Annotated in this window: 9 protein-coding genes and 1 pseudogene; 2 read left to right on the plus strand and 8 right to left on the minus strand. The window is 63.6% G+C overall.

Annotated features, from left to right (window positions below; all coding sequences use genetic code 11):
* Nucleotides 1-35: 35 nt before the first annotated feature.
* The 7 genes from VGV37_RS23505 to kaiC form a co-directional block, all read right to left on the minus strand.
* On the minus strand, nt 36-824 hold the full coding sequence (locus tag VGV37_RS23505) for an ABC transporter permease (RefSeq protein ID WP_326882214.1): 789 nt from the start codon (nt 822-824) through the stop codon (nt 36-38).
* On the minus strand, nt 824-1,840 hold the full coding sequence (locus VGV37_RS23510; protein ID WP_326882215.1) for an ABC transporter substrate-binding protein: 1,017 nt from the start codon (nt 1,838-1,840) through the stop codon (nt 824-826). Before VGV37_RS23510 ends, VGV37_RS23505 begins: the two co-directional genes overlap by 1 nt.
* Nucleotides 1,821-2,504 carry an ABC transporter ATP-binding protein gene (locus tag VGV37_RS23515; protein WP_326882216.1) on the minus strand — a complete coding sequence of 228 codons (684 nt, stop codon included), beginning with the start codon at nt 2,502-2,504 and terminating at the stop codon, nt 1,821-1,823. The genes VGV37_RS23510 and VGV37_RS23515 overlap by 20 nt, the downstream gene beginning before the upstream one ends.
* A gap of 116 nt (nt 2,505-2,620) precedes the next feature.
* The gene (locus VGV37_RS23520; RefSeq protein ID WP_326882217.1) at nt 2,621-4,738 is read right to left on the minus strand and encodes a hybrid sensor histidine kinase/response regulator; all 2,118 of its coding nucleotides are present in this window, start codon (nt 4,736-4,738) and stop codon (nt 2,621-2,623) included.
* 12 nt (nt 4,739-4,750) lie between these two features.
* On the minus strand, nt 4,751-5,056 hold the full coding sequence (locus tag VGV37_RS23525; RefSeq protein ID WP_326882218.1) for a circadian clock KaiB family protein: 306 nt from the start codon (nt 5,054-5,056) through the stop codon (nt 4,751-4,753).
* Nucleotides 5,053-5,391, minus strand: coding sequence for a circadian clock KaiB family protein (locus VGV37_RS23530; RefSeq protein ID WP_326882219.1), 339 nt, complete (start codon nt 5,389-5,391; stop codon nt 5,053-5,055). The genes VGV37_RS23525 and VGV37_RS23530 overlap by 4 nt, the downstream gene beginning before the upstream one ends.
* The gene (kaiC, locus tag VGV37_RS23535) at nt 5,388-7,094 is read right to left on the minus strand and encodes a circadian clock protein KaiC (protein ID WP_326882220.1); all 1,707 of its coding nucleotides are present in this window, start codon (nt 7,092-7,094) and stop codon (nt 5,388-5,390) included. The genes VGV37_RS23530 and kaiC overlap by 4 nt, the downstream gene beginning before the upstream one ends.
* Nucleotides 7,095-7,425: 331 nt before the next feature.
* Between kaiC and dinB the strand changes: the two genes are divergently transcribed.
* Both dinB and tnpC read left to right on the plus strand, forming a co-directional pair.
* Entirely contained in the window at nt 7,426-8,505 is a 1,080-nt protein-coding gene (gene dinB, locus VGV37_RS23540) for a DNA polymerase IV (protein WP_326882221.1), read from the plus strand.
* Between the two features lie 606 nt (nt 8,506-9,111).
* Entirely contained in the window at nt 9,112-10,461 is a 1,350-nt protein-coding gene (tnpC, locus tag VGV37_RS23545; RefSeq protein WP_326882222.1) for an IS66 family transposase, read from the plus strand.
* 834 nt (nt 10,462-11,295) lie between these two features.
* Here tnpC and VGV37_RS23550 read toward each other — a convergent pair.
* Nucleotides 11,296-11,631: pseudogene (locus VGV37_RS23550) on the minus strand (hypothetical protein); the annotation flags it as partial.

Below are 11,631 nucleotides of genomic sequence, written 5' to 3' on the forward strand. Positions count from 1 at the left end.
GTATCCTTCGGTTCGACAATGGAGGCGGCGTGCGCTCATGGGCTGCCGTCCGATCGGGCGACCGGGCGCCGCCACCGGAAAAGATGGCGCTCCAGCGGTCTGATCGCCGCAGTTTCGATCAGCAGCATCATCGCGACCTGAACCAGCGTCCAGGCGAACACCTGATCGGTCTGGTTGAGGTCCGATGCCTGCCGCAGGCGATAGCCTACGCCGCTCGTGGCACCCAGCGCTTCGGCAACCAGGCTGACCCGCCAGCCGAAGCCGAACGCAAGGCGCGCGCCTGCGAAGAGATAGGGCAGGACCGAGGGCAGATAGATCTTTCTCAGCACGTCCATCCGCGACAGCTGCAGGGTCAGTCCCATTTCCACCAGGCCTGGGTCGACCGCTTCCGCGCCTTCGCGCACGTTGCCGACGATCAGGGGCAGGCCGGTCATGAACACGACGAAGATGGTCGCGAGCGGCGATAGCCCAAACCAAAGCAGGGCGAAAATCGCCCAGATGGCCGAAGAGACGGTGTTCATGATCGGCAGGATCGGCGAGACCAGGCGCCCGAACCGGCCGAACCGGCCGGCAGCCAGTCCGATCGGCAGTCCGATGAGGATGGAGGCCGCAAAGCCGGCGACCACCCTCAGGAGAGTCGTTGCAAGGTTGCGCCAGAGATCGCCGGTCGCGGAAAGCTGCGCCAGTTTGACGGCGACCCGCTCCGGCGACGGCAAGACATAGCTGGGCAGCCAGCGTGCACCGATCCACCAGCACCCCAGGACGACGCCTGCCAACAACGCGCGATCGGCGATGCGTTCGCGATCCCAGCGGCCGATCCTCATCACCCGCCTTTCGCTGCCTGAAATGCGGAGGGCTGAATGAGATCGTCCGGCGGGGCCTTTTCGAGAATGGCCTGATCGCGAAAGATCCGGTCCATTTCATGAAGGGTCGCGACATCGTCGGATGTGAGGCTGGCGATGAACACGTGCGACCATTGCCGTGCGCTGGATCCGGCCGTGGCCGCGTCGAGGGCCGCGGAACCAAGAAGCAGCTTTTCCACCCGATCGGGATGGTCGCCGCCCCATTTCGTGGCGGCGATCACGCCCTCGACGAATTCGACGATCGCGCCCGGATGCGCGCGGGCGTAATCGGTCCGGGCGATGGCCACCGCGGTCAGCGGCGGCGCGCTGCCCTTGGTCATCCGCTTCCATTCCTGGTCCAGCGTGCCGATCCGCCGCAGGCTCGTCTGCGCAAGCCCGTCGACCACGACGCGGCGCAAGACGCCGACGTCGATATCGCCCTGGGACAGCAATTGCGCCAGTCTTGGATCCGCGCCGGGGACGATCGTCAGCGAGCCCGCGCCGAAACCATGATTGTGCTGCAGGACCGCGAGCGTCAGCGCTTGCATCGAGCTGCCCGCGGGCGAGGTGCCGAGCCGCTTTCCCTTGAGATCGTCGAGGCTGTGGATCGGCGATTCCGTCGCGACCATGAAATCGCCTTCCGCCACCTGTGTCGCCAGGACGATTTTTATCGGAGCCCCGTCTGCGGCGAGACCGAAGGTTCCGGCGATCGGGGTGAAGGCCACGTCGATCGATCCCGTCGCGATCGCACGCGTCGGCCCGTTGATGTCGGCGAAATGCGTGAATTCCGGCTCCAGGCCCTCGGCCTCGAGAAACTTTCCGGCCTCCAGAACGGCGCCGAACCCTTGCATGGCTCCGCTCGTCCAAAATCCGACCCGGACGGGTTGCGCGAAAACTTCAACGCTGGTCAACGAGCAGAGCGAGAGGAAAAATACCGCGATAAAATGTTTTGTCGTAATAATCAAAATACTTCCATGACTATAGCGCCGATGTCGCAATGATATTCGCGGGACGGCGGCTCATTCTGATGATCTTACCAGACAGCTTCGCGGCTTCACCGGCATCGTGGGTGACGATGACGACCGCTGCTCCTGTTTCCTCGCGAAGCTCGAGAAACAATGCGTGCATGGCTGCCCTGGTATCGCTGTCCAGCCTCGAAAAAGGCTCGTCCATCAGAAGCAGCCGAGGCTGGGTGACGAAACTTCGGGCCAGGGTGACGCGGCTGCGCATCCCGCCGGAAAGTTCGTTCGGCAGTGCGTGAAGAAAACCGGCCAAACCCACGCGCTCCAGCGCGTTGGTGGCTCTCTTCCTGCGCTCCGCATGACCGAGGGGGCGTCGCTCCAGCGCCAGTTCGACATTTGCAAGCGCGCTGCGCCACGGCAAAAGTCGATCGTCCTGAAACATGTACCGGACGGCATGCCAGTCGTTGCCGTTCCCGGGCGCGTTGCCGAATAGCGAGATGCTGCCTCGATCCGGCGCAGACAGACCCGCGGCGATGTGCAAAAGCGTCGACTTTCCACAGCCCGAAGGTCCCAGAACGGCAACGACTTCGCGATCGAGGACGTCGAAGGTGATGTTCTGAAGAACCTCTAATCGACCGCCCCGCCGATCGGGAAAATTCTTGAAGACGGAATGAAACTGGAGCGCGGCGACAGCGGTCATAAATTCTTGAGCCTGGATTCGATTGATCCATTATGGATGCAAGACCCCTTTCCGAGCAAGCTGGAAGACCGGACGGAGCGCTGCCGAAGGATATATTGGTCGTCCCTAGGATGGGACTATGGCGAGCGGCCCGACCGCTTCAGCGTCGTGTCTATGATGGCGCGCGACAGTTCGGTTTGGCTGTAGGGCTTGTGCAGCAGCACCAGTTCGTCGAACAGCGCCTCCGGGATGATTTCCTCGGCCGTATAGCCGGACGCGAGCAGCACCGGCAGGTGGGGCCGGCTCGCGTTCAGCTCCTGCGCCAGTTCTATTCCGCTCTGGCCGCCGGGCATGATCACATCGCTGAACACCAGGTCGACTTCCGTCCCGCTATCGATCAGCGCCAGGGCTTCGCGGGCATTGGCTGCCTCTCGCACAAGGAAGCCCAGGTCATGGAGCATGCCGGCGGTGACCCGCCGGACGTCCGCATCGTCCTCGACCACGAGGATGAGCCCGCTTCCCGTGACGGCCGCTGGGCGCTCCGGCTCGGTCGTCGCGGCAGCGGGCAGCGCTTCCTCGGTACGGGGCAGGAAGATCGAGACCTTCGTGCCCGCCTCCGGCTCACTGTCGATGGTCACGAACCCGCGGGACTGCTTGGCGAAGCCGTAGACCTGGCTCAGGCCGAGGCCGGTGCCCTTGCCGATCCCCTTCGTGGTGAAGAACGGTTCGAACGCCCGCTCGGCGACCGCCGGCGGCATCCCGATGCCGGTATCGGCAATCGAGACGACGATGAAATCGCCGGCGATCGCACCCCAGCGGGCGGCGACATCGTGGTCGACCGACCGGCTCTCGGTCGTGAGCGTCAGAACGCCGCCGCCGGGCATGGCATCGCGTGCATTGATCGCGAGGTTGAGGATTGCCGTCTCGAGTTGGTGATGGTCGATGCGGGATCGCCAGTCGTTGGACGCGCGTACGATCTTGACCGGGATCGTCTCGCCCACGGCGCGGTCGAGCAGATGGTCGAACGTCTCGACGAAGCGATCGATGCAGACGACCTCCGCATGCAGGTCCTGCCGTCGCGAGAAGGCCAGAAGCTGCTGATTGAGCTTGGCACCGCGCTGGATGCCCTGCTGTGCCGACTCGATCAGGAAATCCGTCTTCGGGTCGCGCGGCACCCGGCGCCCGAGCATGTCGAGGCTGCCGCCGATGATCATCAGCAGATTGTTGAAATCATGGGCGATGCCGCCGGTCAGCTTGCCGACGGCTTCCATCTTCTGGGCCTGGCGCAGCTGTTCTTCGACCACCCGCTGATCGGTGACGTCCGCGACCACGCCGGCGATCCGGACCGGCTGTCCTGCGTCGTAATAGGTCTGCGCCTTGACATGGACCCGACGGACCGCATCGTCGCCCACGCGCCGGATGCGCGCTTCGAACTCCAGCCAGCCGGTTTTTACCGCCTCGGCAAAAGCCCGCTCGACCCTGTCGCGGTCATCGGGCACCAGCCGGTCCATCGAGTCCCGAAGGGTCCATCCGGGGACCCGTCCGGTGTGGCCGAAGATGACGTCGTGCCGGAGCGAGCGGCGGATCATTCCGGTCGCCAGATCGAGATCCCAGCCGCCCATGCCCGCCGCGTCGAGCGCCAGACCGAGGCTGAGTTCGGCCCGCCCCCGTTCCGCGATCTCGCGTTCGAGGCGCTGGTTCGCCGCCGCCAGTTCGTCGCTGCGCCGATAGTTGTTGGTGAGGTCGGTGACGATGCCGCACACGATGCGGGCGGCGCCTTCGTCGAGAACGAGATCGACCAGCGAGATATTGACCGGCACTGCCGTCCTGTCGGACCGTCGCAGCTTGAATTCGCCGGTCGCCGCCGCGCCGGGCCCCCGGGACAGCAGCCGGTGAAAACCGGCATGGTCGCCCGGTGCGACGAAGCGGCCGAACGGGCCCCCCAGCACGCCCTCGCGATCGGCCCCGACCAGGGTCGCGAAGCGCTCGTTGCAATAGAGGATGGTGCCGTCCTCGCTCAGCGTGACGGCCCCTTCGAGCATCTGCTCGATCAGGACGCGGTAGGGCCGGTCGGCATTTTCCAGGGTGTAGACCTGCTGGCCGTTCGGCCCGCCGACCACGACCGCGTCGACCTCGCCGTTCCGGATGGCGTCGAGCGTCTCCTCCGCCTCGCGCAGCCGCGCCTCCAGGTCGGCGACGTAGGATGCCGTCGGCGGTGTGCCGTTGTCCGCATCGTGGGTGGGAGGCGTGGACATGAGCGATCCGACCTACGCCAGCGGTTGCAGGTCCAGACCGGCCAGCACGCGCTCCTGGTCGGACAGGTCGCCGATGATGCGGCGAAGCGGTTCCGGCAGGATCTTCACCAGGGTCGGCGTCGCGACGATCTGCAATTCGCGGGTGGCATCGGGGTTCTGGTACACGTCGACGACCTCGAGGTCATATTGCCCTTTCAGATTTTCCTCGCAGATGCGGCGCATGTTCTCGATGGCGCGCGTCGATCGCGGCGTGGAACCGGTGACAAAAAGCCGTAGCTTGTAGATTTTCGACGTTTCCTCGGGAGGCTCGGCGGTCATTTCGTCACCGTGGCTTTGGGCTTGATATCGAGGCCTACCAGAACCCGTTCGGCGTCCGCCAGGTTGCCGATGATGCGCTTCAGCGGCGGAGGCAGGCGTCGGACCAAGGTCGGCAGGGCCACGATCTGGTCTCCGGCGGCCAGTTGCGGGGTCACCAGCAGGTCGACGACCTCGATGGTATAGCGTCCCGCCAGATGCTCCTCGCAAATCCGTTTGAGGTTTGCGATCGCGCCGAGCGACTTCGGCGTCTGGCCCGCGACGTAGAGCCGGAGGTTATGTTCCAGCGTCGGGTCTTCCGTGAAATCGACCTCGGGCTGGTCGTTCTCGTCCATCATCGGATCGCTCCGCGTTTGGTCGCGATCGCCTCTCGGTCGGCCCCAAGGACGGTCTCGCGATTTTCCTCCTGCTCGATGAGCATGGCGATCTCCGCTTCCTCGACCTCGATGGCGGCGCGCAGCTCCGCGATCTGTCGCTCGGTCGCGGCCCGCTTGCGAGCCAGCTCGCGGCGCAGCCGTTCGGTTTCCTGTTGCCGGGCGACTCCCGCATCCCGTTCCCGGGCTTCCTGGGCCAGCCGGGCGGAACCGGTCATCACGCCTTCCGGGCCGATATAGGCATCGATGAGGATGACGCCGTCATTCGTCAGCCTGAACTCCCGAAGCTGGTTCGAGTGGTTCATGCCGCGCGATTTCAGCAGATAGAGCACCCGGTTGCGCTCGCCATTGGCCTCGACGTCGGTCAGCGAGACCCAGGTATCCATGAGCGACGAGACGCTACGCTCGCTCTCGGTCATCATCTCCTTGGATCCGGACAGGCTGGTGAACAGCGTGGTGATGCCCTTGGTCTTGCAGATGTCGGCCAGCCGGATCAGCGTCGCATGGATCTCGGCCGACGGCCCGCGAAACGCCGAGATCGGATCAACGACCAGGATCGACGGCTCGAACCGCTCGATGTCGCGGTTCATGCGTGCCAGGTGCATCTCGAAGCCGTAGAGGCTCGGCCGAGCGGCCTCGAACCGAAGCATGCCGGCCGCGACGTGGCGCTTCAGGTCGATCCCGACCGACAGCATGTTGCGCATCACCTGGTCCGGCGATTCCTCGAACGCGAAATACAGGCACCGCTCGCCGCGTTCGCAGGCGGCATCCGCGAAGGAGGCGCCGAACGTCGATTTGCCGGTTCCGGCCAAGCCGGAAATCAGGACGCTCGAACCCCGGTAATAGCCACCCAGCCCGAGCATCTGGTCCAAGCCCGCCACACCGGTCGGCACCGGCTCCGGCGAGACCGCGTGGCTGAGGCCGGCCGACGTGATCGGCAGGACGCTGACGCCCTCGTCGTCGATCAGGAATGGGTACTCGTTGGTGCCATGTGCCGATCCGCGGTATTTCACGACGCGCAGGCGCCGCGTCGAGACCTGCTCCTGCACCCGGTTGTCGAGCAGGATGACGCAGTCCGAGACATATTCCTCGATGCCGTAGCGGGTCAGCTGGCCATCGCCGCGTTCGCCGGTGATGATCGCCGTCACGCCCCGATCCTTCAGCCAGGCGAACAGACGGCGCAGCTCGGCGCGCAGGATCGTGGTGTCCGCGAAGCCGGAGAACAGCGCCTCGATCGTGTCGAGCACGACGCGCTTCGCGCCGACCGTATCGATCGCATGGCCCAGCCGGACGAACAGGCCTTCGAGGTCGTACTCGCCGATCTCCTCGATCTCCGCCCGTTCGATATGGACGTGATCGATGATCAGCTTCTTTTCGGCGACGAGCCGTTCGACGTCGTAGCCGAGGGACACCACGTTGGCCGCCAGGTCGGGCGCGCGCTCTTCGAAACTCATGAACACGCCGTGCTCGCCGAACCGGACGGCGCCGTTCACCAGGAATGTCATCGCGAACAGGGTCTTGCCGCAGCCGGCCGCGCCACAGAACAGCGAAGGGCGCCCGCTGGGCAGGCCGCCCAGGGTCAGGTCGTCGAAGCCATCGATCCCGGTCGGCGTCTTGGGCAATGCATGAGCCACGAAGGAATGAGCGAACTCGTTCAACTGGGTCATCAACCGCTTCTCTCCGTTGTCGGGAACAGGTGGTCGCCTGAGCAGGCCCGATTGAAAAAGGAACGTCGATTTAGAGGGGCTTCGTTTGGCGTCAACGCCTCGTACGAGAAAAGATCCCTGCGCGGCCGTTCGACCTCCCGAGAGGTGATTTCATGGCTCCGGCCCTGGCGTCAGCCCAGCCCCGGGAAATCCTCCTCGCCGTTGTTCCGGCGCGCGCAGGCCCGCTTCCGCCCGGTCGACCTCCGCCCGGCGATCAGGCTGTTGACCGTGGCACCGCGTCCAGGCGTTCTCATTGTTTATGGTTTGTTCCTGAGGTTATACTGGTCGGGCCATGGCCGAGGTCGAGACCCGAAAAATCATCCATGTCGACATGGACGCGTTCTACGCGTCGGTCGAGCAGCGCGACGATCCGGCGCTGCGCGGCCGGCCCGTGGCCGTGGGCTATGGCGCCAAGCGCGGCGTGGTCGCGGCGGCCAGCTACGAGGCACGGGTGTTTGGCGTGCATTCCGCCATGCCGTCGACCACGGCGCTCAGGAAATGCCCGGAACTGGTGTTCGTGCCGCCGCGCTTCGAGGTCTATCGCGCCGTGTCGCGCCAGATCCGCGAGATCTTCGCCGACTATACCGACCTGATCGAGCCCCTGTCGCTGGACGAGGCCTACCTGGATGTGACCGCGAACCGGAAGGGCATCCCGACCGCCTCGGCCACGGCCATGGAGATCCGGGCGCGCATCCTGGAGGTGACGGGGCTGACCGCATCGGCCGGCATTTCCTACAACAAGTTCCTGGCCAAGCTGGCGTCCGACCAGCGCAAGCCGAACGGCCAGTTCGTGGTGCCGCCCAGCGCCGGCGCCGCCTTCATCGAAGCCCTGCCGGTCCGGAAATTCCACGGCGTCGGCCCGGTGACGGCCGAGAAGATGAACCGGCTCGGCATCTTCACCGGCGCCGACCTGCGCCAGCAGTCGCTGGCCTTCCTCCAGGGCCATTTCGGCAAGTCCGGCCCCTGGTACCACGCGATCGCCCAGGGCGAGGACCATCGGCCGGTCGTATCGGACCGGCCGCGCAAATCCTCGGGCTCGGAGACCACCTTCCGGAACGACCTGACCGAACCGGCCGAGATCGAAGAAGGCGTGATCGCGATGGCCGACGAGGTCTGGGCCTGGTGCGAAAAGGCCCAGGCGTTCGGCCGGACCGTGACGGTGAAGATCAAATACGCCGACTTCCAGCAGGCGACGCGCAGCCGCACCTTGGGCACGCCGGTCACGTCGCAGGAGGTCCTCAGATCGGTCAGCATCGACCTGGTGCGCACCGTCTTCCCGCCGGCGAAGGGCATCCGTCTGCTGGGCGTGACATTGTCGAGCTTCGACGCGGCGGAGGTTGCGCCGGTCGAGCAGTTGGATCTCGGGATTTAGGGTGGGCCGGGGATTTCAAACATGGATGGGACGGCTTTGGGTGGACTGCGGTCTGACCGCTGTCGAACGGCAGCGGGGATTAGCGGACATTCGGCAGACGACTCCGCACGTCACACCTTCGCGTCATCTAATTCTGTGGTCATCTAATTCGGTGACATTTTAGTTAACTGACTATCAGTGACAGAAGAACGCGGCTCGAAGCTCCATTTACTGGACTGTCACCGTAATTTCATTTAGTGGACTGTCACCGTAATTTCTGAAGGTCTCCCTCGACCGTCAGTTCAACACCGGAAACTGGCGCGCCGCCCGCCATTCCCGCAGCGAAGCCGTTCCAAAGACACCCCGCGACGCCCACCAAGCCATCCCCGCGATCGGCTGAAAATCAAATTCCCCATAGACCAGTGCCTGCGCCCCCGCGGGTTCGTTCCTCCACGACTTTCGTACGCCTCGCGGCGCCCGAAACTCTTCAGGACTCCGGATGGGCTGCTTTCGGACAGGGAGCGCAAAAGCAGACATTCATCCGATGGCTTGGCCCCTCTCGAGTATTTGCTCACCGGGTTGGCGAAAGATGTTGCGGCGAGACTCTGGATATGAGTCAAAGGCGGGATGGTTCTCCCGCCGCGCATTCGCCTGAGTGAAGCCGAGAAGGACGCGCTGTTGCTTGAGCAGGCGTCGTTGATCGAGCGTCCGGCGGCACGGATCACGGAGCTTGAAGCGGCGATTGGCAAGCCCCGCAAGACCTCGTCGAACTCGCATCTTCCGCCGTCGAAGGATGGTCCTGGCCGGGGTGATCGGCCCAAGCGTCCGCGCAGGAAGCGTGCTTCGAGACCAGGCAAGTCGCGCCCGCTGACTGAGACGCCCGACAAGACCGAACGCCGCATGGCGAGTGAATGCGGCCATTGCGGCATGGATGTCTCGGGCACGCGCCAGCGCTGTCGCCAACGCTATGACCACATCGAGCTTCCGATCATTCGTCCGGTCGTGACACGGGTCGAGCTGTTCGGCGGCCGCTGTGGCGGGTGTGGGCACCGATACAAGGCCCAGGCGCCCGAGACCATAGCGCCAGGATCGCCGTTCGGTCCGGGGATCCGCTCGCTGTTGATGTACCTGCATCACAGCCACCATGTCGGCTTCGAGCGGCTGTCGCGCATGGCGCGCGAGCTGTTCGGCCTGACGATCAGCGAAGGCGCCATCGCCAACGCGTTCCGCCGGGCGGGCGCGGGCTTGGCCACGGCGAGCGAGGCGATCAAGCGGAAGCTGGTCACGGCCCGGATCATCGCGTCGGACGAAACGACCACTCGGGTTGACGGCGTGACCCAGTGGCAATGGGTGTTCATCAGCGACAAGGCCGTCCTGCACAAGATCGCGCCGCGCCGGGCCAAGAGCGTGGCCGAGGATGTGCTCGCCGGGCACCGGCCCGATGTCTGGGTCTCGGACCGATATGCCGGGCAGCAAGAGCTGGGCAGCCGCCATCAGGTCTGCCTCGCCCACGTCTTGCGCGACGTTCAATACGCCATCGACAGTGGCGATACCGTCTTCGCCCCCAGGATCCGCGACCATCTCCGCTGGGCCATCCGCGTCGGCAAGCGACGAAGTCAGCTCAAGGACGGCACATTGTCAGCCTATGCCACCAAGGCCGACAATAAACTCGACGCCCTCATGGCGGCACCCGTGGCGCATCCGGCCGGCAAGACCTTGCTCAAGCAAATCAAGGCTTGGCGCACCAAGTTCTTCGTCTTCATGACCGATCGGGACGTGCCGGCTACCAATAATATATCCGAGCGCGAGATCCGGCCCTCCGTTATCTTCCGCAAAGTCACCAACGGCTTCCGCTCGGACTGGGGCGCGCAGATCCATGCCGGCTATCGCTCCGTCACCGGAACCGCGCGCATCAACGGAAAGCCGGCCTTCGATGCCATCCGCGATCTCATCGACGGAAAATTCGCCCTCGCCTGAGACCAGGAAAATGCCAGCCCCGTGAGCAAATACCCTCTCGAAGCTCCATTTGGTGGACTATCACTGTAATACCTTAAGATCGGACGCGGCTCGCATTCATAAGACAGGAGATGCAGGTGAGAATATACAGAATTTATGCACTATTCGCGGTTGGGATATTCAGTATTATTTTGGGATTTTATTCATTATACCTAGAATACGCGCAGCGCCAATGGTTAACTACGGATGCTCAGGTGCTTTCAATAACAATTATTGAGAAAGGCAGGAGTGACCCTCAAGATGATCATTATCGACTAACAGTGAGTTATAATGTCCGGTCCCAGGACGTAAGGGCTACAATGGATAATTACGGACAGCCTAGCTTCCGGGTGAACGACACTATCCCTGTCAAAATCGATGCTGGAAATCTTAAACATTTTATATTTAACCAGAGTAATTCGGGAATATCTATTGCCATAATGTTCATTTTTGGGATTGCGATTAGCAGCGCTTCATTCCTCATGCTTCGAGCGCGCGCCATCTGAACCGTGACTATCGGCGCAAACGAGCCGTCGCAGGCCCGATTCTGAAGGTCCGCTTTCGGAATAGGATAAGTACGAGCCGGTTTCCCGTCTTGGGTCGATTCCAGCCGCTATGAAGCGTCTCACGGATTGTGAGCCTGTGGCGATGATCTCGCGCCTACCTCACTTAATTTTTGCGCTCAGTCGAAGATAATGTGCGCGAGCCAGCGGTGACCGTCTCATCAATTCGAGCCGGTCGCGATCAGAATCGCGCCGGGGCGCCGATGATCTCAAGCCGCTACAGCTAAGCATTGCTTTGCCTGGAGCGTGATTTTTATGGCGGCCCGGGCCTGGGCGCCGTTTCGACACTGGCCAGCCAGATCACATGGCGCGCGCCGCTGCGGCCGGTCTTAGCTCGGACCCGAAGTTCCTCGACCGTAAAGCCTGCCTTGTGCAACAGCTTGGTGAAATGCGGGTCGGGTGCAGCCGACCAGATGGCCAGCACACCACCGGGCTTGAGTGCCGCGTAGGCCAGACCGAGTCCAACCGCGTCGTACAGGCTGTCATTGGAGGCGCGCGTCAGTCCGGACGGACCGTTGTCGATATCAAGCAGGATGGCGTCATAGGCCGAGCGTCCGGATCGGATCAACTGGCCGACATCGCCCTGATG

Source organism: Aliidongia sp. (assembly GCF_035943795.1).
GTDB lineage: Bacteria > Pseudomonadota > Alphaproteobacteria > ATCC43930 > CGMCC-115725 > Aliidongia.